The 22,851-nt window shown below is 65.5% G+C and carries 19 protein-coding genes and 1 tRNA gene; 3 read left to right on the forward strand and 17 right to left on the reverse strand.

Features of this window, described 5'->3' with window-relative positions; genetic code table 11:
• The first annotated feature begins 283 nt into the window (after positions 1–283).
• Positions 284–1,555, forward strand: coding sequence for an amidohydrolase (locus AC1DCF_RS00995; RefSeq protein WP_477209389.1), 1,272 nt, complete (start codon positions 284–286; stop codon positions 1,553–1,555).
• 28 nt (positions 1,556–1,583) lie between these two features.
• Here the strand turns inward: AC1DCF_RS00995 and AC1DCF_RS01000 are convergent, their stop codons facing one another.
• From AC1DCF_RS01000 to AC1DCF_RS01035, 8 genes are all read right to left on the reverse strand, one after another.
• A complete protein-coding gene (locus AC1DCF_RS01000; protein ID WP_477209390.1) occupies positions 1,584–2,231 on the reverse strand; it encodes a trimeric intracellular cation channel family protein in 648 nt (215 codons plus the stop codon).
• A 910-nt stretch (positions 2,232–3,141) separates the two neighbouring features.
• Positions 3,142–3,666 carry a nitroreductase family deazaflavin-dependent oxidoreductase gene (locus tag AC1DCF_RS01005; protein ID WP_477209391.1) on the reverse strand — a complete coding sequence of 175 codons (525 nt, stop codon included), beginning with the start codon at positions 3,664–3,666 and terminating at the stop codon, positions 3,142–3,144.
• A gap of 775 nt (positions 3,667–4,441) precedes the next feature.
• Positions 4,442–4,513, reverse strand: a tRNA-Gln gene (locus AC1DCF_RS01010).
• A 199-nt stretch (positions 4,514–4,712) separates the two neighbouring features.
• Positions 4,713–6,404 (reverse strand): HNH endonuclease signature motif containing protein, encoded by a 1,692-nt coding sequence (locus tag AC1DCF_RS01015; RefSeq protein ID WP_477209392.1) that lies wholly within the window; start codon positions 6,402–6,404, stop codon positions 4,713–4,715.
• 235 nt (positions 6,405–6,639) lie between these two features.
• Positions 6,640–7,644 (reverse strand): NAD(P)/FAD-dependent oxidoreductase, encoded by a 1,005-nt coding sequence (locus tag AC1DCF_RS01020; RefSeq protein ID WP_477209393.1) that lies wholly within the window; start codon positions 7,642–7,644, stop codon positions 6,640–6,642.
• Positions 7,645–7,646: 2 nt separating this feature from the next.
• Positions 7,647–9,161 (reverse strand): glutamate--tRNA ligase, encoded by a 1,515-nt coding sequence (gene gltX, locus AC1DCF_RS01025; protein WP_477209394.1) that lies wholly within the window; start codon positions 9,159–9,161, stop codon positions 7,647–7,649.
• Positions 9,162–9,211: 50 nt separating this feature from the next.
• Positions 9,212–9,787, reverse strand: a complete 576-nt coding sequence (locus AC1DCF_RS01030) for a DUF2510 domain-containing protein (protein WP_477209395.1) — start codon at positions 9,785–9,787, stop codon at positions 9,212–9,214.
• A gap of 95 nt (positions 9,788–9,882) precedes the next feature.
• Positions 9,883–10,788: a LysR family transcriptional regulator gene (locus AC1DCF_RS01035; protein WP_477209815.1), complete on the reverse strand. Its 906-nt coding sequence runs from the start codon at positions 10,786–10,788 to the stop codon at positions 9,883–9,885.
• 219 nt (positions 10,789–11,007) lie between these two features.
• On the opposite strand from AC1DCF_RS01035, the gene AC1DCF_RS01040 reads away from it, so the two are divergent.
• Complete coding sequence (locus AC1DCF_RS01040; protein ID WP_477209396.1) at positions 11,008–12,081, forward strand: aminotransferase class V-fold PLP-dependent enzyme; 1,074 nt, start codon at positions 11,008–11,010, stop codon at positions 12,079–12,081.
• Between the two features lie 157 nt (positions 12,082–12,238).
• Here AC1DCF_RS01040 and AC1DCF_RS01045 read toward each other — a convergent pair whose 3' ends face one another.
• From AC1DCF_RS01045 to AC1DCF_RS01060, 4 genes are all read right to left on the reverse strand, one after another.
• Positions 12,239–13,003, reverse strand: coding sequence for a fumarylacetoacetate hydrolase family protein (locus AC1DCF_RS01045; RefSeq protein ID WP_477209397.1), 765 nt, complete (start codon positions 13,001–13,003; stop codon positions 12,239–12,241).
• Positions 13,004–13,094: 91 nt separating this feature from the next.
• On the reverse strand, positions 13,095–14,222 hold the full coding sequence (locus tag AC1DCF_RS01050) for a branched-chain amino acid aminotransferase (protein ID WP_477209398.1): 1,128 nt from the start codon (positions 14,220–14,222) through the stop codon (positions 13,095–13,097).
• Between the two features lie 74 nt (positions 14,223–14,296).
• Positions 14,297–15,367: a 3-isopropylmalate dehydrogenase gene (locus AC1DCF_RS01055; protein WP_477209399.1), complete on the reverse strand. Its 1,071-nt coding sequence runs from the start codon at positions 15,365–15,367 to the stop codon at positions 14,297–14,299.
• A gap of 56 nt (positions 15,368–15,423) precedes the next feature.
• A complete protein-coding gene (locus AC1DCF_RS01060) occupies positions 15,424–16,971 on the reverse strand; it encodes an MFS transporter (RefSeq protein ID WP_477209400.1) in 1,548 nt (515 codons plus the stop codon).
• A gap of 98 nt (positions 16,972–17,069) precedes the next feature.
• Between AC1DCF_RS01060 and AC1DCF_RS01065 the strand changes: the two genes are divergently transcribed.
• Entirely contained in the window at positions 17,070–17,624 is a 555-nt protein-coding gene (locus AC1DCF_RS01065; RefSeq protein WP_477209401.1) for a TetR/AcrR family transcriptional regulator, read from the forward strand.
• Positions 17,625–17,693: 69 nt separating this feature from the next.
• Here AC1DCF_RS01065 and serA read toward each other — a convergent pair whose 3' ends face one another.
• The 5 genes from serA to AC1DCF_RS01090 all read right to left on the reverse strand — a co-directional run bounded on the left by serA (position 17,694) and on the right by AC1DCF_RS01090 (position 22,789).
• Positions 17,694–19,286: a phosphoglycerate dehydrogenase gene (gene serA, locus AC1DCF_RS01070; protein ID WP_477209816.1), complete on the reverse strand. Its 1,593-nt coding sequence runs from the start codon at positions 19,284–19,286 to the stop codon at positions 17,694–17,696.
• Positions 19,287–19,496: 210 nt separating this feature from the next.
• Positions 19,497–19,877, reverse strand: a complete 381-nt coding sequence (locus tag AC1DCF_RS01075) for a hypothetical protein (RefSeq protein ID WP_477209402.1) — start codon at positions 19,875–19,877, stop codon at positions 19,497–19,499.
• Complete coding sequence (locus AC1DCF_RS01080; RefSeq protein ID WP_477209403.1) at positions 19,877–20,425, reverse strand: DNA polymerase III subunit gamma/tau; 549 nt, start codon at positions 20,423–20,425, stop codon at positions 19,877–19,879. Before AC1DCF_RS01080 ends, AC1DCF_RS01075 begins: the two co-directional genes overlap by 1 nt.
• On the reverse strand, positions 20,422–21,171 hold the full coding sequence (locus AC1DCF_RS01085) for a copper homeostasis protein CutC (RefSeq protein WP_477209404.1): 750 nt from the start codon (positions 21,169–21,171) through the stop codon (positions 20,422–20,424). The genes AC1DCF_RS01080 and AC1DCF_RS01085 overlap by 4 nt, the downstream gene beginning before the upstream one ends.
• A 64-nt stretch (positions 21,172–21,235) precedes the next feature.
• Complete coding sequence (locus tag AC1DCF_RS01090; protein ID WP_477209405.1) at positions 21,236–22,789, reverse strand: M81 family metallopeptidase; 1,554 nt, start codon at positions 22,787–22,789, stop codon at positions 21,236–21,238.
• Positions 22,790–22,851: the final 62 nt, after the last annotated feature.

The following is a 22,851-nucleotide window of genomic DNA, read 5'->3' on the forward strand; positions in this document are numbered from 1 at the left end:
GACCAATGTGGCACTACTGTGCCACTTGGAGATCGTGGTCGCGGTCGCGGAGGGGTCTACGCGTGGAGAAGACCCAGCTTGAATCCTCCGGTGGAGAGAAACAACGCTGACCCTCCCCGGCTACAAGTAGATAAGGCTCCGAGACTTGTCCGTGCCTTGATCCTTCTGGCGAGGCAGCGTCGGACGTACGATGGCCGAGGAGCTGGCCCGGGAGCCGCCTGTGCATGATCGACGAGATTCCGGCAAGTAGGTGGGCGCGGCGCTCCGATGGGAGAGGTCGACAATGAACGGGAGCAACAGCGACGAGGCTGCCGTGCTGGCGGCCCAACCGGGGATCGCAGCCTGGCAGGAAGATTTCTACACGACCGTGCACCAACATCCGGAACTTGGCCACCAGGAGGTCAAGACCGCTGCCGCGGTCGCCCAGGCGCTGCGCGACTTCGGGTACGACGTGCAGGAGAAGATCGGCACGACAGGAGTCATCGGCATCCTGAAGAACGGTGACGGGCCGGTTGTGCTCATGCGCGCCGACATGGACGCGTTGCCCCTCGCTGAGACGACTGGGCTGCCGTATGCGAGCACCGATCGCGCGACCGATGGCGCCGGCAACGATGTGCCTGTCATGCACGCCTGTGGACACGACGCACACGTGGCGTGTCTGCTCGGCGCCGCACGATTGCTCGCCGAGAAGACGGATGCCTGGCACGGCACCTACATCGCCCTGTTCCAGCCGGCGGAGGAACTCGCCGATGGCGCCGACGTGATGCTGGGCGCCGGGCTAGCCACGCTGATCCCCCGACCCGATGTCGCGCTCGCCCAGCACATATTGCCATTTCCTGCCGGCCGGGTCGGCACGCGGCCGGGCGCGTTCCTCTCCAGCGGCGACAGTATGCGCGTGACCGTATGGGGCCGCGGCAGCCACGGCTCGATGCCTCAGCTCGCCGTCGATCCGGTCGTGCTCGCGGCGATGATCGTCGTGCGGCTGCAGTTCATCGTCGCCCGTGAGATCATACCCGGGGAGTTCGCCGTGCTGACGGTTGGGCGCATCCAGGCCGGGTCGAAGAGCAACATCATCTCCGACCATGCGGTGCTCGAGCTGAACATCCGCACGTTCAGCGAGTCGACGCGCATGACGATCGTCAATGCGATCCATCGCGTCGTGGAGGGTGAATGCGCCGCATCCGGCTCCCCCACACCGCCCAGCTTCGAGCTCTACGACCACTATCCGGTCACCGACAACAACCCCGAGGCGACCGCCACGGTTGCCAACGCCTTTCAGCGCTATTTCGGCGACCAGGCGTTCACCATCGACCGGCAGTCGGCCAGCGAAGACTTCAGCGAGATTCCCCATGCGCTCGGGGTGCCGTACACCTACTGGGGGGTGGGCTGTATCGACCCGGCCATCTATGCCAAAGCGGAGGCCGCCGGAACCGTCTCCACCGACATCCCGGCCAACCACTCGCCGAACTTCGCGCCCGTCATCGAACCGACGATCCAGACCGGAACGGCCGCGGCCGTCGTGGCCGCGCTGGCGTGGCTGGGTAGCGCCCACTGACCCTGGATGAAGCCCCGTCAGATCCGTGTTACTCCGACGGATTCGTGTGGCTCGGTGATCCCGGCGGCCTCGGCGCATTGAGTTTGAAATGCAGGCCGAGAAGCCGGATGACCAGGCAGGCGGCGATCGCGACGAGAGCGGCAGGCAACCCATAGATTCCGGTCAGAATGGCGATGACGGTCAGTGCGGCACCGACGAGTGCCGGGATCGCATAGAGCCCCTCGCGCAGCACGGAAGGAACTCGGCCAACGAGTACATCGCGCAGGGTGCCGCCACCCACCGCAGTGACGACGCCGAGAATTACGGCTTGTACCGGACCGATCCCAAATTCCATGGCTTTGGCCGCCCCAGTGACGGCAAACACGCTCAGCCCCACAGCGTCGAGCACCTCGATCGGGACGGCGAGCCGATCGAGGCCCCACGAGAACAGAAACGCGATCAGCGCGCCCGTCGCGGCAACCGCCAGGTACCCCCAGCCGCGGAACGCGGCCGGGGGCAGGTCATCCAACAGCGTGTCGCGGATGATGCCACCACCCAGCGCGGTGATCATCCCGAGCGTGATCACACCCACGATGTCTAGCCGGGCCGCACGGAGCGCCGTCAAGGCTCCGTTGAGGCCGAACACGAATGTCCCCATCAGATCGAGGACAAGCAGGAGACGAAGTTCGCCGCTCATCTGCAGTCCTCCGGCGAGGTGCGCTCAACCGGCAACGACAAGGGGGGCCCGCGCTGGAACAGCTGGCGAGCAACACGGAGTCCGGACCAGCAGATGAGTCGATTCCGCATGACTGCCCCGGCTCGGCGATGCACCTTGCTCATCACACCATTCTTGTCGCGCCGTCGGTGCAGAAGCAACGAACGACCAGCCCTCGGACGAGCGGGTATCCAAGACAACGATTGTTCACCCCGGCGTCGGAGCAATATCGACATCAACGACATCTCGTCTCGCTTAGTCAGAGCTATGCGTCACGCACAGTGAAACCTTCTTGAACGTGGACGGGATGTTCGATCTCGTCGCGGATCGCGGCTGCCATCGTCCCGGTCGTCATCTGCGAAGATCCGTCGGGTGCGAGCAGCAACGCGTCCCGAGAAGGCATCGACGACGACGTCGAAGCCTCGAATATCAGCGCCGGTCAGGCCAATCGCCGCCCTGGCAAGTACGAACAAACGCGGGATCCCGCCGCCCTCAGCGACGCATCCGAGCCAAACCGAATTCGCTCACCGAAACAAAGTGGCCACGTGGCTCCCGGCATCCCGGCCGCAGACCGTGAGGATCCGTCCGCAAGCCGGACGTTCAGAGGGCCGCAATTTGCTGCACTTGCCGCGACAGATTTGAGCTCGTTTATCGCTTCGGCCGCCGCCCAAAAGCGGAACCGCCTGCGGGCTGTGATGTGCATGGGCGACTTGTACGATCGGATGATGACTTCGGTGTTCACCGTTTGCCAACCCGCGCCTCGGGCGCAGACGCGATGGCTCGGTTGCACGTTCTTTCTTGGCAGGAGTCCTACCGAGGCACTGTGAGCCATATATTCTCGACGATCTGGAGTTCGTTTCTTGTCAGAGCCTTTCGCGGCCGGCTGGTTGCTCTAGGTGGGTTGGAGCTCGAAAAGGGGATGGCGTCCTGCTTCGGCGAGGTAATCCTCGGGTGTGTTGTCGATGCGTATTCGGTATCGGCGCAGAAGGCCGACGGGTGGCCGCATGTTCGGGCCAAGTAATCTTCGTAGCAGTCGCGGCGAGCGGAACGGCTCGAGCACGCGACGAAGAATCGCTGCCGCGTCGTCGACCGGGACTTCGGTGGCGCGGACGGGACTGCGACGACCGCCAGGGTGGATCACGATCGCCTCGCCGGCTGCGCGAAGGTTTCGAGCCCAACCGTCTGCACCGTAGGTGGCCTGGACGTACCAGCTTCCGTCGAGGTCCAGCAGGGTGACGGGCACGGTCCGCTCGATGCCGGACCGGCGACCCCGAACGGTCAGAAGAACGTTCGGTGCACCCGTGGGCACTCCGGCGGGGATCATCCGTCGGGCCAGCGGGTTGACCAACCGGAACATACGCAGCGCGGACCGTACGCGCAGATCGGGCTCCGAATGTCGAGAACGACCATCTTTCATGACGATCACCTTCTCTCTGAAACGACCAGGAGCAAGTTCCCGAACAGTCTACGTCCATGGCCTCGAGCCACTGCGATTGCGGCCTTGGCTCGCTGTGGGCGCAGGCGGGATCGGGATACTGAAAGGACTTGACGCGATTGCCGAAACCGACTGGGGCACCGGCGTGGGTCCGCAGGTGTTCACTGTGGGATTCTTCGTTGTCATCGCCATTTTCGGCTATGGACGCGCGCAGACGCACTTCCGCCGCTGGCTCTGGCCAAACCTGGCCGGGCCACATCCAGACCCGCCCTGGGCAGCAACTGACCATGCTCGTCGTAGACCCCCGTTCCGCCGTACCGCCCTTCGAGCAAATACGAGTCCAAATCCTGGAGCTTGTGCGAAGCGGGGACCTTGCTCCGCAGGCACGGCTTCCGACGGTGCGCAAGTTGGCGAGCGACCTGGGTTTGGCACCGAACACCGATACGGCGGACCGGTGTGCGTCAGACGCCAGTCCTCCAGCGTACGCTCGGGCAGTCGGAGCATCTCCGCGAGCTCGTGCTGCGTGAGGTAGGTCGGAGCGATCTGCGTCGTCGGGTCCATACCCACCAGGTGCACGACCGGAGCCGTACCGAGCCCGCTTGACTCGTGACGACTCCGTATCAGCCCGGGCAACAGAACACACCGGCCACCCCGCCCGGGGTTTTTGGTGTCGTTTCTGGTCACCGGGCCTGTTACGGGCCTCGTGGCCAGGATGGGCGATAGATGATTTCGCCGCGGAATCCTGCGCCTTTTACTGCTGGGGTACCTGGACTCGAACCAAGAACAACTGAACCAGAATCAGCCGTGTTGCCAATTACACCATACCCCAATGGCCTTTTCCGAAGATCGGGCCGGGAGTAACTCTATCCCAGGGTGCAGGGAGTCGACAAACCGAGAACACTCGGGCGTGTCTTGGTTCGGGATGTACACGAGGGCAACCAGATTCCGGGCCTCGAACATCGCGGGAAGCAATGGCTTGCGCTCGAGGCTGGCGGCTTGTCCCCCCGCGCGAACCAGAATGACCACTCTCAGAATGGCGGCAGTCCGGCTTCGCATTGCCGAGAGGGAAAAGGCGGGGCGTTCGGCACTTCGGCTGCGCTGACGCCGGCAGCACCCTTGTTGAGGCGAGCACCCGGAGGCGTTGCATCGGCCCGATATCGAGCGGGAGGCACGGAATCGATCGACCTCAATTCGGGCTGTTCGGTGTTTCGAAGGCCGAGTTCGGGCAGGCTGGTGCCGGGCAGGTCGAGCGCGGGCCAGGTCGTGAAGACGCGTCCGGTGGGTGAGGTCCAGTTGATGACGCCGTCACCACGTTGCACCGGATGCCAGGTGGTGGCGTGTTTGAGCCGGTGGCAGGCCTTGCAGAGGTGGGCGAGGTTGATCGCATCGGTCGGGCCGCCGAAGGCTCGAGCGATGGTGTGATCGATCTCGGAGGTCACGGCCGGTTGGCCACAGTTCGGTCGGCGGCAGGTTCCGTCGCGCATCTGCAACCAGATCTTCAAGTCTTTGGGTACCCGGTAGTGCTCTGTTCCGAGCGACAACGGCACACCGGTCTCCGGATGCACCATCAACCGCAGAAACGATGGCGCTTTCGCGCACAACGTGCGCGCGGTGTCCGGGTCGATTGGCCCGTAGCCGTCCAGGCTGGCGGGTTCTTCACTGAGGCCCATCAGGGTGAATGCCGGCACCGTCACGATCACAGTCGGCCGGATGCCGCGCAGCGACTTCCGGCTTCGCTTCCTCGCCGGCTTGCGGGTTGCGGCCGGGTCTCCACCGGAACCGCCGACGACATCATCGTGGATCCCTTGCAGCTCCGCGGTGAGCTCACCGGGCTCGAACAATTCCCCGTCGTGCAGCAGCTCGATGGCGACATCCGCGCGCAGTTGCGCGAGAGTGCGTGGTTCGGTCGGATCCTGCCGCAGTCTGGCCACCTCGTCGACCCGTGTGATTGCCGCCAGTACGTCGGCGGCTGGGCCGAACAGGTTCAACCAGGCCATTCCGTCGGGAGCGGCCTCGAACGCCAATCGGCGTTCCGCCATGGCGACCCGCTTCCGGGCGAGGATCGAGTCCGGATGCAGGCGTTCCCGTAGCGCGACCGCCTTGCGGCGCAACTGGGTGGTCGGCAGCCGGAGCGCGTGCGGGAGCAGCGCCTCTTCGAAGTCCGCGCGCACGTCGGCCGGCAGCGTGCCCGCTTGGTTGAGGATGACCTGCGCGTGCCGGTAGCTGATTGACCCCGTCTCCAACGCCGCCAACGTTGCGGGCAGCTCCTGCACGAGCGAGTGACTCTCGTCGATCAGGCGGGCCGCGGTCGGATCGGGCTCGTGCCGCAGCGCGCCGATCTCCGTGACGAAGGCGCGGTGTGCCCACTCAGCCCGTTCCGTGTCGGACATCCCTGGATTGCACAGCACGTACTCGTCCGACACGAGCGACCACATCCGGGCGGCATCGATCGAGCGTGCTTGGTGTGCGGTGCGCATTGCCAACTGTTTCTGATCATCCGCGACGACATCCAAATACTGGTTCAGCCGGGCCTTGTAGCAGGCCTCCCGTTTCGAGCCATCGCCCGGGTCATCGGGCAGTGGGCCGTCGACGAAACCCGGGAAGTCGGCCGGCGACGCGTTGAAAGGGAACGCGTCGAACGGGAAATCGAACGGGGCGAGCCCGTCGAACACCCCGAAGTCATCGACCTCGTGATCCTGCAACAGCTCCAGCTGATCCATGACTCCACTCAACCGGACACCACCGACATCGACCCCGAGAACGGCCGAGGGGTTGACAATCGGAGATGGACGTCAGTCGCGTTTGGAGGTCGGCTCGCGAGGTCTCGACAAGCTCGACCACCGAAATAGGTGCGATTGGAGGTCGGCTCACGCGGGCCGGGTGGGGTCGGGCAACGCGAGGGGTGCGTTTGGAGGTTGGCTCACGAGGGGCCGGCGGAGCGGGCAGCGGAGTCGACTAGAGCGGACCAAGCAAGTCCCGGTTGAGCATTGCCGCCGCGTGCGCGCCGCTCCCGGCCGCAACCATGAGTTGCTCCGGGCCGGGAGGCGTCGAGTCCCCCGCCGCGTAGAGGCCCGGGATCGAGGTGCGACCATGCTCGTCCACGACGATGAGACCCTCGTCGTCGGTGTGCAGCTCGGTGATCAACGGCTCGAGATAGTCGATTGTCGGCGTCCAGCCCGGACGAACAAAGCCAGCTTCGCGCGCCACAATCTCGCCGTCCTCGAGTTCGATACCGGTCATGGCACCGCGCTCCCCCACGATGTCAACGATCCGACGGCGGTCGACACGAATGCCCCGCACCTGCAGCTTCGCCTGCTCGGAGTCGGTCACTTCACCGATGCCATTTGTGAAGACGATGAGATCGTTGGTCCACTGCGAGATGAGCACAGCCCTCTCCGCGAGGTCGTTCGATTCGCCGACCAGCGCGAGGGCGGCATCCGCCTTCTCGTAGCCGTCGCAGTCGATGCAGCTGTGCAGGTTCGTTCCGTACCAGGCACGGATGCTCGGCAGCGCCGGTAGCGTCTCGGTGAGCCCGGTGGCGATCACGACGGTGCGCGCCGTGACATCAAGGTTCGGCGCGCCGCGCAAGCCGCGCGTCGTGATTCGGAACCGCGGCTGATCGTCCGACAGATCAACGGAATCCCAGGCACCGACGGCAGCCGCCGAACCCTGACCCGCTTCACCTTCACGGTCCACATCGAGCAACTCCACCGACCGCACCAGCCCCGAATGAAACTCCGCAGCCGGGTAGGCCTCGAACTCCTCCCGACCGAGGCGGCGCAGCTCCAGCGGCGACACCCCGTCACGAGTGATGAAACCGTGCGAATGCAGCGTCGCCGCATTGCGCGGCCGATTGCTGTCAATCAGAAGCGTGCGTCGGCGGGCTCGCACCAGGCTGAGCCCGGCGGCGAGCCCCGCCGGGCCCGCGCCGACAATAACGACGTCGTACTGTGCGGTCATGCCTACAGCGTGGCCGACAGACGCGCGAGGCGAGCGAGCGATTCGGACTTGCCGAGGATCTCCATCGATTCGAACAGTGGTGGCGACACACGACGTCCCGAAATGGCGACGCGCAGCGGTCCAAAGGCGACGCGCGGCTTCAACGCCAGCGTCTCGATCAGCGTCTCGGTCAGTACGGTGTGCACGCGCTCAGTGGTCCATTCCGTTTCGGGAATATCTCCGAGGGCAGCTGCCGATGCCGCGAGGATCTCGGCGGCGTTCTGCGGGAGCGAGCCGAGGGCATCCGTCTCGTGCACCAGCGCGTCGGAGGTCGTGAACAGGAAGCCGAGCATGGCCGGGGCCTCACCGAGCAGCGCAATGCGCTCCTGCACGAGCGGGGCGGCGGCAGCCAAGATGGCCTGCTGGGCGTCGGTGAGCGGCTCGCTGAGCACCCCGGCTGCAACGAGGTACGGCACGGTGCGCGCGGCGAAGTCGGAGACTTCGAGCAGACGGATGTGGTCGCCGTTGATCGACTCGGCCTTCTTCACATCGAAGCGGGCCGGGTTCGGGTTGACGTCCTCGACGTCGAACGCAGCGATCATCTCTTCGATCGAGAACACGTCGCGGTCGTGCGTGAGCGACCAGCCGAGCAGCGCCAGGTAGTTGACGAGGCCCTCGGGAATGAAGCCGCGATCACGGTGGTGGAACAGGTTCGAGGCGGGGTCGCGCTTCGAGAGCTTCTTGTTTCCGTCGCCCATCACGTAGGGCAGGTGACCGAAACGCGGCACGAAGGTCGTCAGTCCGATGTCGATCAGCGCGTGGTACAGCGCGATCTGGCGCGGGGTCGACGAGAGCAGGTCCTCGCCACGCAGCACGTGCGTGACGCCCATCAGAGCGTCGTCGACCGGGTTCACGAACGGGTAGAGCGGATGTCCGTTCGGACGCACGACGACGAAGTCACTGAACGAACCGGCCGGGAACGTGATCTCGCCACGAACCAGGTCGTCGAAGGAGAGGTCGTCGTCGGGCACGCGCAGACGGAGCGCCGGCGAACGGCCCTCGGCACGGAAGGCGGCCTTCTGCTCGTCGGAGAGGTCGCGCTCGAAGTTGTCGTAACCCATCTTCGGGTCGCGGCCGAGCGAAACGTTGCGCGCCTCGATCTCTTCACCGGTTGCGAAGCTCTCGTAGATGTGGCCGGACTCGACGAGCTGTGCGATGACGTCGCGGTAGATGTCGTAGCGCTCGGACTGGCGGTACGGGCCGTGCGGGCCTCCGGCGTCGACGCCTTCGTCCCAATCGAGCTTGAGCCAACGCAGACCGTCGATGATCTGGCCGAAGCTTTCCTCGCTGTCGCGCGCGGCATCCGTGTCTTCAATGCGGAAGATCAGCTTGCCGCCGGTGTGCCGGGCGTACGCCCAGTTGAAGAGGGCCGTTCGGATCAGACCGACGTGCGGCGTTCCGGTGGGCGACGGGCAGAAGCGAACGCGCACATCGGCGCCGGTCGCAGCGGAAAATGGGTGTGCAGTTGTCTCAGACATCACTGTCAATTCTAGACGAGTGGGCACGACGGTCGTGCGGCGTGCTCTCTCTAGGAGAGGGTCGGGGCCATCTCGAGTACGAGCATCATGGCGTCGAACATCTTCACGATCGCAATCACGATCTCCACAACGAAGACGGCGATCATCGCCCAGATCGGTGCGAATCCACGGCCGGCCTGCTTTTTGACAACTACCGAACGGCCGATGATGTAGACAATGCTGGAGAGAAACGTCCACGCCCAGTGAAATGGACGTGCATAGCCGAGGGCGACGAGCCGCCGGTGGTCGAAAAAGGCACAGACCACGACCCCGGCATACAACACCCAGCTGACGAGCTGAAGGGCGATGTAGCCCCCGTCGAGAACCAGCTCTCCCGACATCGAGGCAAGCATGTACGCCTTGGTGTCCCAGGCCAGAAGCACGGGAAGCGTGGTGAGCGGCAGCAGAGTGATCAGCCAGATCCATGGCCCGTAGACGGCAGTCGTGGCGTCGACGGCCGGGCGGGCCACAGCAGCGTAGACGTTCGATGCCGGATCCTGGACATGCTCGGTCCACCGGGTGCCGTCCCACCAACGCTGGCGAGTCGATCCTTCAGTTTCGGCATACCAACCCGGTGCTGCAGTCATTGTTCCCCCTCTGAGAGACGTTCGGCGTCGCGCCCGTCACGATCACACTATCGGTGTCTTCGGACCCGTCGTCGCAGCTCGCAGACGCGGCACGTTCAGCCGGCCGAACCACATCCGGTCAGCGCAGCGAGCTGAACCAGCGCTGCCGCGAGAGCCGGCATCCGCTCGCCGCCAACCGCCGTGACCGCATGCACCGTGCGGTGTTCGCGAGCTCCCGTCGACCGGATTTCGACTCCGGCCAACGCCGACGCCGACCCGAACGCCGACCCGAACGCCATCCGCGGCAGCATCGCGACGCCGATTCCCGCCGAAACCAGCCCGAGCACCGCAGCAACATTGTCCGTCTCATACGAGATGCGCGGCACGAAACMGCTCTGATCACACAGTTGCAGCAGATGACCGCGGCAGCGCGGGCAGCCGCCGATCCAGTTCTCGTCGGCGAGTCCGGCCAGATCGACCTGCTCGGCCGCCGCCGCCGGATGCCCGGTCGGCAGCACGAGAAGCATCTCGTCGGTGCAGAGCGCGACATGACGGAGCCCCTGTGCGCTGCCCGGATGCGGGTCGTCACGATCTCCCGGGTAGCTGAACGTGATCGCCAGGTCGACGCGGTCGTCGCGCACCGCGGCAACCGCCTCCGGCGGTTCCGCCTCCAGATACGTGAATCCGATCTCCGGATGCCCGGCCGCCATACGGGCCAACAATTGGGGAACGAGGGTCGCCGACGCCGACGGGAATGCCGCGATCCGCACCCGGCCCGCGCGCAACCCCTGCAACTCGGCCAGCTCCCCCGCCGCAGCCTCGAGCGCCGTCGTCACCGCCACGGCATGGCGTGCGAGAACCCGACCCGCCTCGGTCAGTCGCACCCCGCGGCCGACACGTTCGACGACCGGCATCCCCAGACGCTGCTCGAGACGCTTCAGCACCTGGCTGATCGCCGGCTGGCTGTATCCCAGTGCCGTCGCGGCAGCGGTGATCGAGCCGAGTTCAGACACCGCACGCATCGCGCGCAAAGAGTGGGCGTCCAGGTCGAGTCCGGTCAGGGGAAGTGCAGCGGACGCAGGCGCCAGGGGTGCTGACACAGGCGCAGCCGAAGCCGGGGTCGGGAGCACGGTCAGGGGTGCAGTCGGGAGCACGGTCATCCCCATAGAATAACGGTTGCTTATGCTTTGCATCGCAATGCTGCGGTTGTCGAATGAATCCGCCCGGAACATGCTTGAAGCATGTCCTCCAGCACCACCGCCATCCCCGCACTGACCTTGGCCGAAGCCCAGTCCCGTTTCAGCGCCGGGCGCGGGTACCTCGCCGCCTGCACCCTCGGCCTCCCGAGTCGCGACACCGTTGCAGCGCTCACTGCCGACGCATCCGATTGGGCGCACGCCCGCGTGAGTGCCGCCGGCTACGGCGACATCGTCGAAGAGGTGCGCGGCAGTTTTGCCGAACTGGTCAGTATCGACCGCGACCGCGTCGCGATCGGCTCCCAGGTCTCAGTAATGGCCGGAATGATCGCCGCGTCGGTACCCGACGGAGCCGAAGTGCTCTGCGTCGACGGCGACTTCAGCTCGATGGTCTTCCCCTTCCTCGCCCACGCACACCGCGGAGTCACCGTGCGGCATGCCCCGCTCGCCGAGCTCGCCGAGAGCATCGGCCCGGCCACCTGGCTCGTCGCCTTCTCGCTCGTGCAGTCGGCGACGGGCGCCATCGCCGATGCCACCGCCATCACCGCCGCAGCGCGAGCTCACGGCGCCCGCACCTTCTGCGACACCACGCAGGCGACCGGCTGGCTGCCGGTGGATGCGTCCCAGTTCGACGCGACCACCTGCCACGCCTACAAATGGCTGTGTTCGCCGCGCGGCGTCGCCTTCCTCACCGTCTCCCCCGATTTTCAAACCGAACTTCGCCCCAACCAGGTCGGCTGGTATGCCGGACGCGACCCCTGGGCATCCTGCTACGGCCCCGAGATGAACCTGGCCGACGATGCCCGCCAATTCGACGTCTCCCCCGCATGGCAGGCCTGGGTCGGTGCCCGCCCGGCGATCGACCTCTTTCGCCGACTCGACATCGCAGAAGTTCGCGATCACACGGTCGGACTCGGCGACGCACTCTGCGACGGCCTCGGCATCGCTCGCACCGGTCAAGCGATCGTCACCTGGCCGGATGCCGACGGCGGCGATGTCGCCCGGCTCGCCGCGGCCGGAATCACCGCGTCGGTGCGCGCCGGTCGGGCACGAGTCGCCTTCCACCTCTGGAACAGTGCCGACGATGTCGCCGATGTCCTGACGGCGCTCGGCCGCTGACCGCTGACCGAACGCACGGCTGATCGAGCCGCACCGTTGATCGAGCCGCACCGGTGATCGAGCCTGTCGAGATCCCGTGACCGGGTCTCGAGACTGGCTCACGAGGTCTCGACAAGCTCGACCAACGAGAGACGTCAAGCTCGACCGACGAGTCGCGCTACGGGCGAACGACCGTGTTGCGCAAGGTGCCGATGCCACTGATTGAGACCTCAACCGTGTCGCCGTTGACGAGCGGACCGACTCCGGCCGGGGTGCCGGTCAGGATGATGTCGCCGGGCAGCAGCGTCCACACGCTCGACGCATACTCGACGATCTTCGCGACGTCGTGAACCATGTCGGTGAGCGCACCTGACTGTCGGATGTCTCCGTTGACGCGAGTCTCGAGAGTTGCGTCGTCGAGGTCGAACTCGGTCTCGATCACCGGGCCGATCGGGCAGAACGTGTCAAAGCCCTTCGCCCGGGCCCACTGGCCGTCGGACTTCTGCAGGTCACGCGCCGTCACATCGTTGGCGACGGTGTACCCGAAAATGTAGGCGTCCGCGTTTGCGGCGCTGACGTTCTTGGCGATCTTGCCGATCACGATGGCCAGTTCACCCTCATGCTCGACCTGATCCGACTGCGGCGGCAGCACGATCGCGTCATCGGGACCGACGACCGAGGTGTTCGGCTTGAGGAACAGCAGGGGGTCGGCCGGGGCGTCGCCGCCCATCTCCGCCGCGTGATCGTGGTAATTCTTGCCGACCGCAACGACCTTCGAGCGCGGAATCACCGGTGCCAGAAGCTTGGCACCCGACAGGGCGACGCGCTCCCCCGTCGGCTCGAAGCCCGCGAACATCGGGTCGCCCTTCAACACGACAAGGGCGTCATCGTCGATGATTCCGAAGGCGATGCCGCCAAGGTGCGAGAAGCGTGCGATCTTCATGTGAATCCAGTCAGTGAGGGGTGGAGCAAACAGCGAAGTAGTGCAGAGGTGATGGTGCGAGCGGCGGCCGGGCCGCCGCTCGCAGTGCACCCTACGCGTCGAGGCGGGTGAGCCAGCCGTGACGGTCGGGGCGACGGCCGTGCTGAATGTCGGTGAGCTCCTCGCGGAGCGCCATCGTGATCTCACCGGCGGGCGCGTCGGCGTCACCGATGGTGAAGTCGGCAGCCTTGAGCTGCGAGATCGGCGTGACGACTGCAGCGGTACCGCAGGCGAAGACCTCGGTGATCGATCCGGATGCGACGCCATCGCGCCACTCCTCGATCGACACGTCGCGCTCCTCAACGGTCATGCCGCGGTCCTCGGCAAGCTGGATGATGCTCGCTCGCGTGACGCCCTCGAGGATCGTTCCGGTCAGGCGCGGGGTGACCAGGCGGTCGGTGCCATGCACGAAGAAGATGTTCATGCCACCGAGCTCATCGATGTGAGTGCCGGTTTCGCCGTCGAGGAACAGCACCTGGGCGCATCCGTTTTCGGCCGCTTCCATCTGCGGCAGCAGCGAGGCGGCGTAGTTTCCGCCGCACTTGGCTGCACCGGTACCACCGCGACCGGCGCGGGAGTACTCGGTTGAAAGCCAGATCTTCACCGGTGAGACACCGTTGGCGAAGTAGGCGCCGGCCGGGCTGGCGATGACGTAGTAGGCAACCGTCTGGGCCGCACGCACACCGAGGAAGTTCTCATTGGCGATCATGAACGGGCGCAGGTACAGGCTCGACTCGGAACCCGACGGAACCCACTGGCCGTCAACGGCAACGAGCTGCTTGACCGATTCGATGAAGTCGGCGACCGAGAGTTCCGGCAGCGCGAGACGACGCGCTGAGCGCTGCAGACGTTCGGCGTTCTTCTCGGGGCGGAAGGTCCAGATCGAACCGTCGGCGTGACGGTAGGCCTTGAGCCCTTCGAAGATCTCCTGGGCGTAGTGCAGCACCGCCGAGGCCGGGTCGATCTGCAGCGGTCCGTAAGGCGTGACGCGAGCGTCGTGCCATCCCTCACCGATGCTCCAGTCGATGGTGACCATGTGGTCGGTGAAGTGCTTGCCGAACCCGGGGTCGGCAAGCACCGCATCACGTTCCGCGTCAGCGCGAGCCGTCGTTGACGGCGTCAGCGCGAAGCTGAGGGGAAACGTGGTGGTGGGTGCTGTAGCGGAGTCTGTCTGGCTCATTGGAGTCCCTTTGCTCTTTCCGAATCTCTATCGTCTGTTCATCAGCGTCGTCTGCGGGTCAGCTGCTCGTGCGGCTAGTTGCTGAGCCTGGTCACGATTGCATCGCCGATCGCCGCCGTGCTGCGGGGCACCCCAGCGGCAGCGCCCTCGGAGCGAGCTGCGATGTCGGCCGTGACGGCGTCTCTCACGCGGGAAGCCGCTTCAGTCAGACCGAGGTGATCGAGAAGCAGTGACACGGAGAGGATGGCCGCCGTCGGGTCGGCCAGCTGCATGCCCGCAATGTCGGGAGCCGAACCGTGTACCGGCTCGAACATGCTGGGGAAGCGACCGTCCGGGTTGATATTCCCGGAGGCCGCAAGTCCGATGCCTCCGCTGATCGCGGCAGCCAGATCGGTCAGGATGTCGCCAAAGAGGTTGTCGGTGACGATGACGTCAAATCTACTCGGATTTGTGACGAGAAAAATCGTCGCCGCGTCGACGTGCAGGTAGTCGACGGAAATGTCGGGGTATTCGGAGGCAACCGCGTTCACGGTGCGCTGCCAGAGACTGCCTGAGAACACGAGCACGTTCGTCTTGTGCACGAGGGTGAGCTTCTTGCGCGAACGCGCACGTGCCGCTTCGAAGGCGAAGCGCACGACGCGCTCGACGCCGAACGCCGTGTTCACCGACACTTCATTGGCCACCTCATGCGGGGTGCCTTGACGGATGGCGCCGCCGTTTCCGACATACGGACCCTCGGTTCCCTCACGCACGACAAGGAAGTCGACGTCGCCGGGTGCGGCGAGGGGGCTCGCCACGCCGGGGAACAGCACGCTCGGGCGCAAGTTCACGTAGTGGTCGAGCGAGAAGCGCAGCTTGAGCAGCAGGCCACGTTCGATGTTGGCGTTGGCCAGACGCGGGTCTCCGGGAACGCCGCCGACGGCGCCCAGCAGGATCGCATCGTGCGAGGCGATTGCTGCCAGGTCGTCGTCCGTGAGCACATCGCCCGTTTCGAGGAACCGTGCCGCGCCGAGCGAGAAGTGAGTCTTCTCGAAAACCACGTCTTCTCCGTGCACGACAGCGTCGAGCACCTTGACGGCTTCGGAGACGACCTCCGGGCCGATCCCGTCACCGGGAATGAGAGCGAGTGTGATTCGGCGAGACATAGGGCTCCGTGGGTTGTGATGATTTCGGTAGCTAAACCCTACTGCGAGCTGCAGCTCTATCGCGCCTTCCGCAGTGTGGTCACCGCCACGACAGCGGCTGAGAGAACGAGTGCCGCACCGATCCAGGCCGTCGGGCCGATGCCACTGGCAAAGGCGTGCTGTGCCGATTCGAGCAGGGCCTCAGCGGGTCCGGCGGGCAGCTGTTCGGCCACCGCCACGGCACCACCCAGCGTCTCGTGAGCCGCGTGCTGCTGTTCGGGGGTCAGTCCCTCCGGGATCACGACCGTGTTGCGGTAGGCCGCAGTCATGATCGTGCCCAGAATCGCCGTTCCGAGCACGGCACCGAGCTCGTAGGCAGTCTCGCTGACTGCGGATGCCGCACCCATCTTCTCGGCAGGAGCGTTCGCGATCACGAGTTCGTTCGACACGGTCTCGGCGGCGCCGATTCCGATGCCGAACGCCACGAAGACGATGGCAATTCCGAGCGCCGTGATCCCGTCGCCGAGAAGCGCGACAGACACATACCCGGAGGCAGTAATCAGCAAACCGATGGGGATCAGAACCGACGGGCGCACGCGGCGCGCAATCGGCACAACGACAAGTCCCGCGATGATCATCACGAGCAGACCCGGCACGAGCACGAGCCCGGCCACGAGGGGCGACAGCTCCAACACGAGCTGCAGGTACTGCGAGATGAAGAAGAGCCCGCCGACGAGGGCAACGACGCTCAGTAGGTTGACGCCGATGGCACCACTGAAGGCACCCTTCTGAAAGAGACGCAGATCAAGCATCGGGTGGCTGAGGCGCTTCTGGCGACGCACGAACAGGTAGCCGGCCACGAGTCCGATCAGCACCGACACAACGGGAACCGTTTCGAACCCGCGTTCGGCGAAGGTCTTGATCCCGAACACGATCGGAGCCATCGCGGCAAGCGACAGCAGGATGCTGATGACGTCGATGCGGCCCGGATCCGGGTCTTTCGATTCCGGCACCAGGATCGGCGCAAAGATAAACAGCGGCACCAGGAACGGCACGGCAAGCAAGAAGACCGAGCCCCAGGAGTAGTGCTCGAGCAGGAACCCGCCGATGACCGGCCCGAACGCGCTACCCGCCGCGAATCCGCTCGCCCAGACGGCGATCGCCAGGCGGCGCTGGTCACGGTTGGTGAAAACGGAGCGCAGCAGCGACATCGTCGACGGCATCAGCATGGCGCCGAAGAAACCGAGGGCGGCACGCGCAGCGATGAGCATCTCAATGCTTGTCGCGAAGGAGGCCAGTACCGAGACGACACCGAATCCGGCCGAACCGATCAGGAGAAGCTTGCGACGTCCGACCCGGTCACCGAGGCTGCCCATCGAGACGAGCAGCGCGGCGAGCACGAGCGGGTAGATGTCGATCATCCAGAGCAACTCGGTGCCGCTCGGCGTGAGGTCTTCCGAGATCGACGGCAGCGCAAGGTTCAGCACGGTGTTGTCGATGGAGATCAGCAGCACCGGAAGCATCAGGACGGCAAGCGCCCACCATCCACGGCGACCGGCGCGCGGGCCGTCGATTTCGACCGGGACGGACTTCGTAGTGGGGTGTGAGCCGGTGTGGGAGGACACGGAAAGCTGCTTTCTTGTTCGAGTGGACAAAACTACTATACCGTCCAGCCGGTACAGTAGTAAACATGCCTCCACAATCTTCTCGCTACGATGGCCAGATGGCCAGCATCACCCCCACGCGCGATCGCCTCCTCGATGCTTTTGAGGAGCTCCTGATCGAGCACGGAGAGCGTGCGGCAACCCTTGAGGGCGTTGCCGCAGCCGCCGGTGTCTCCAAGGGAGGATTGCTCTACCACTTCGGATCGAAGGCGGCGCTGATCGACGGCCTGCTCGCTCGACTCAGCGATCTGGTCGCCGAAGACATTGCAGACATCCGTTCGGCGCCGGCCGGCGCCGTCGACTTTCTGATCCGCACCTCAGCCAGCGCCGGCACGCCGTTCGACCGCACCTTCGTCGCGGTCACCCGGCTCGCTCAGGGGTCGCACCAGCAGGCCAAAGACATGCTGGCCGGTTTTCGTCGCGACTGGGTCGCGGTCATCGAAGAGGCCGTGGGCGACCGCGACGTCGCCCAAATGATCGCGCTGATCAGCGACGGTCTCTTCTACGAGTCGACGGTCTCCGATGCGAAAGACAGCACGGTCGACTACCTGTCACCCGCCGGGCTCGACGGCCTGCTCGCGGTGATTGCGCGCGTCATCCCGAAGCGCGACTGAGTCAACCCGTCGGGCATACACAAAGGAGGGCGAGCCATCACGGCCCGCCCTCCTTTCGCGATCTGAAACCTAGTCGGTCAGGTCAATCTCAACCATCAGGTCTGCAGCGATCGCATCGCGCACGGATGCGAGCAGGCCGGCCGGCACCGGGGAGTCGACGGTCAGCACGCTGAGCGCCTTTCCGCCGGCGACGTGGCGCGCGATCTGCATGCCGGCGATGTTGATCTCTGCCTCGCCAAAGACGCTGCCGTACACAGCGACGATGCCCGGGCGGTCGGTGTAGAGCATCACGATGAGGTTCTTCGCAAAGGGAACCTCCACCTCGTAGCCGTTGATCTCGACGATCTTCTCGATCTGCTTGGTGCCGGTCAGCGTGCCGGAGACCGACACTTGCGAGCCATCCGCGAGGGCGCCGCGCAGGGTGATCACATTGCGGTACTCCGGGGAATCCGCATCGGTGATCTGCCGCACCGCGATGCCACGCTGCTCAGCCAGGAGCGGCGCATTGACGTAGGAGACGGTCTCGCTGACCACGTTGGTGAAGATGCCCTTGAGCGCAGCCAGCCGGTACACGCTCACGTCGTAGGCGGCCAGTTCGCCGTGAACCTCGATGTCGACACTGGTGAGCGGGCTGTGCGAAGCGAGCCCGGAGAAGACCTGGCCGAGCTTCTCGACCAGCGGGATGCCGGGGCGCACGTACGGGTCGATGACGCCGCCGGCCACGTTCACCGCGTCGGGAACGAGCTCGCCGGAGAGCGCGAGGCGCACCGACTTGGCCACCGAGACGCCCGCCTTCTCCTGAGCTTCATCGGTGGAGGCACCGAGGTGCGGGGTGACGATGATGTTGTCGAGGCCGAGCAGCGGCGAGCCGGTGGGCGGCTCGCTCACGAAGACGTCGAGGCCGGCGCCGCCGATGGTGCGGGCGACGAGCGCGTCATGCAGCGCATCCTCGTCGATGAGTCCACCGCGGGCGACGTTCACGACAAACGCGGTCGGCTTCATCTTGGCGAGCTGCTCGGCACCGATCATTCCGGTGGTCTCCGGGGTCTTCGGCATGTGGATGGTGATGAAGTCAGACTGCTCGAGCAGTTCGTCGAGGCTCACCGGGGTCACGCCGAGCTGCTGCGCACGCGCGGAGGTGATGTAGGGGTCGTAGGCGATCACGTTCACGCCGAACGCCTGCAGGCGTGCGGTGATGAGGGCGCCGATGCGACCGAGGCCGACGATGCCGACGGTCTTTTCGTACAGCTCGATACCGGTGTACTTCGAGCGCTTCCACTGACCCTCGGCCAGTGCGCCGTGGGCGGCGGGGATGTGGCGGGCCAGGCTGAGAATGTGACCAACGGTCAGTTCGGCCGCGGAGATGATGTTCGACGTCGGGGCGTTGACGACCATGACGCCGGCAGCGGTGGCCGCCTTGATGTCGACGTTGTCGAGGCCGACACCGGCACGCGCGATGACCTTCAGCAGCGGTGCTGCGGCGATGGCTTCGGCATCCATTTTGGTGGCGGAACGCACCAAGACGGCGGATGCGGCGGGCAACGCGGCGAGAAGTGCACTGCGGTCGGCTCCGTCGACGTTGCGCACGTCGAAATCGGGGCCGAGAGCATCGACTGTGGCGGGCGAAAGTTCTTCAGCGATCAGTACAACTGGTTTCGACACGGCTTCGTTTGACACGACAATAGATCCTTCGATTGCGTACGGGAGCTTGCGCCGCGACCATGGGGCGCCAGATATGGAAATACTCTATCGGCTGCCGAATGCTCGAATGAGCACGGTGACGTCCTGTGACCGGCAATCTGTCCGGGGTGTGCGCCCCGCCGCACTGTTCGTCTTGCCTCGACGATCAGGCGTCTCAGACGATCAGGCGCCTCAAACGATCAGACGCCCGAGGCCGAACATCACGATGATGTCGATGGAGAGCACCGCGACGAGGCACAGCCCGGCGAAGAAGATCACTGCCTGTGCACCCGCACTTCGACGGCGCCCGATCACGAGGGCAATGCCGAACACGAGAAGCGGCATCAGCACCGCGAAGATCAGTACAGTCCAGCCGAAACCGCTGAGCTGAGTGTCGAGGCTCTGAGCGGTCAGATTGAGCCCGACGAGGTTGCCGATCGCCTCCCAGACGTCGTAGACGTAGAAGAGCCCGAACAGCACGGCGAGGGCGATGGTGATCCAGATCGGAGCGCGTGTTCTCGTCTCGGCCTGGACGATGTCGTGGTCGCCGGTGTGTGACGCGGTATCGCTCATCAGACTGTCCCTACGCCGAAAATGAAGGGAAGTGGTGCGAGCAGCACAACCCCGATGAGCAGCCAGACCATCCGAAGCCGTGGGCGGTCGTTGGTCAGCCAGTACACGGCACCGAACCAGACGAGTGGGGCGATGACGGCGAGCCAGGCACCGAGTGAGAACATGAACTGACCAACCGGGTCGACGATCGGGTTTCCGACGCGAGACGTTCCGATGAACCAGCCGACGGTGTACAGCATGTAAATGCCGCCGAGCACTCCCATCCCGACAAGGGCGACCGAACTCGGCGGTGGAGCGTCGTCCGCGGCACCGAGGTGCTGCGTCGCAATGTGGGTGGTGCCGGCGTCGGCATCCGCTGCGGTCGTGCTGCCGGCCCCCGCTGGGGTTCCCACAGCGGTCCAGCCTTCCGGCAATTCATCGACAGCCGCTGCCGACGTCATCGACTCGTCAGGGGCCTGGCCGGCGTGACCGTCCGCGTCACTGGCGACGAGGGTCGGATCGTCGTCGCCGGCCCAGCTCAGTGCGTCGTTGTCCTGCTTCGCGCTCATTTCTCCAGAGTACTGCGCACGGCGTTGACTGCGGCACGGGCAAGTTCTTCGTCGGTCACGTCGAAGTCAGCAGCTCCCCCGCCGGGGCCGCTCGGCGCGAGCGACAGGGCGGCCTTTTTGGCGGAGAGGTGGATGGCGTCGATTCCCGTTGCGAGCAATGCCGGAATGCTCTCCAGAGTGACACCACCGCCGGCCATGATCTGGAGTCGTCCGTCGGCATGCTGCGCCATCTGGCGCAGCATGTCCGCACCGTCCAGGCTGCGCGGGGCTCCCCCGGAGGTCAGCACCCGCGCGACGCCGAGGTCGATCAGCTGGTCGAGAACCTGAAGCTGCCGGGTGCCGATGTCGATCGCGCGGTGAAAGGTGACGGTCAGGCCGTCGGCGGCCGCGATGAACTCGCGGGTCGCAGCCGTGTCAACGGTTCCGTCAGCGTGCAATGCCCCCACAACGATGCCGCCGACACCTGCCGCTGCGGCAGCACGGATGTCCCGCACCGTCGTCGCGATTTCGCTCGCCGAGTAGACGAATCCGCCGGCGCGCGGGCGTACCAACACGTTCACATAGTTCGGGTGGCCGGCCGCTGACGCCGCCTCGACAGCCATCTCGATCGTGCCAATCGACGGGGTGAGGCCGCCGAGGCCCAGGGCGCTGCAGAGTTCAACGCGGTCGGCGCCGGCCCGCAGTGCGATGCCGAGGCCATCGACATCCTGAACTGCGATTTCAATGGCTGGTGCAGATGACGGCATTGTTCTCCTTGAGTTTCGGGTGGGGTTCACCCCGTGTGATTACGCTATCTCGATTGCGACCCGGTCAGTCTCCGCGGCGCACCACGATCGCGTCCAGCGACGGAGTCCCCGTCGTGTCGAACGGAAAGACGCCGGGCACGAGGTGATGGTGGCCGAGACGCAGTAGGTCTTGGTCGACGCCTCCGGGCGTGAGGGCGAGTTTCCAGCCGACGGCCAGATCGTAGAGCTCCGGTTCGAGGTAGCCGATCTTCACCACGACGATGTCCGCGGCGTGCGGATCGAGGCCCAGCAGTGTGAAGTCCGCAATGTGGTGGAACGGCTTGCGCTTCGAGGTGATGATCGCGTGCACGCCGCCGGCCACGATGACGACCTGGGTACCTGCATCCGGGTCGCCCTCTGTGATCGAGAAGACCGTGCCGGAGAGTGCGACGGGGCCGGAGGGACCCGGGTCGACGCGGCCGCCGACCAACAGGTCGACGTGCGCGCCGAGGCCGGCCGCGACGGCCTGTTCAACCGCAGCCTCGTCGAAGATCGAGGCGTGGATGACGCTGATGCTGCCGTCGTGAAACTCGGGGCGGGCCAGCAGCCGGCCAAGCGTCCAGGAGACGTCGCCGGCACCCCCGGCGGTCGGGTTGTCACCGGAGTCTGAGATGACGAACGGGCGCACGTCGGGCGCGGCCAGGGCGGCCGCGATCGACTCGTCGAGCGGAAGAGCGTCGGCGACGAACTCGAAGTCGTCGCGAGCGTCCCAGTAAAGTCGGCCCAGCCGGGAGGCCTCGGCTTGGATCAGGGCGCGGTCGTAGCCGGTGACGACGACTGCAGCTTGACAGCGCGGTTCGTCGGCCCAGGCGTAGCCGACCCACAGTGCGGCGTCGAGCACACCGTCGAGGGCTTCGATTTTCGGAACCTCGGCGTAGAGGCTCGCCGCGGGCTCGATTCGGGTGCTCGTCTTTTCGCCCGGCAGCAAGACCGGCACCTGCAGCCAGGCTTTGAACGGCCGGCGGGCCTGCGGGTCGTTTCCGACCGAGGATCGCAGCTGACCGAGCAGGTTGAAGACGGCGCGCTCCTTGGTGTTCCATTCGTCTTCGTGCGGCGCCATCCGGTACGCGGTGATCAGGTCCACCTCGTCGAGGAGCTCACGCGACACGTTGCCGTGCAAGTCCATCGCGGTCGAAACGAGCACGTCGGGGCCGAGGACTTCGCGCACAGCGTGGGCGAGGTCGGCTTCGACGTCGGTCATGCCGACCACGCTCATGGCGCCGTGGATGTCCAGATAGAAACCGTCGAATGGGGCGTTGGCCCGGATGCCGTCGAGAATCTCCTGTTTCATCCACGCGTAGGTCTCGGCGGCAACAGCGCCACCAGGAATCGAACGGCTCTGCATCAGCGGCACCCAATCGGCGGCGGCGCGCAGCTCGCTTCCCGGCGTCAAAAACGGGTAGTAGCTCATCAGTGTCTCGCCGCGGCGAACGGTGAACGCCTCATCGCCGCTGATGTGCGGAGAGAAGGTGCTCGACTCGATCGCGATTCCGGCGATGCCGATCCGGGGACGCGTCAGGCCACCGTCCTCGACGGGGTCAAGTGGACCAGACCACACTTCTGATGCCTCGACTGTCATGGTCCGGCTCTCCCCTGGCTGTTCGTTCGCATCGGTATTCATCTCATCTATTCTTTCGTGTT

It is taken from the genome of Leifsonia sp. 10L418 (assembly GCF_056395445.1).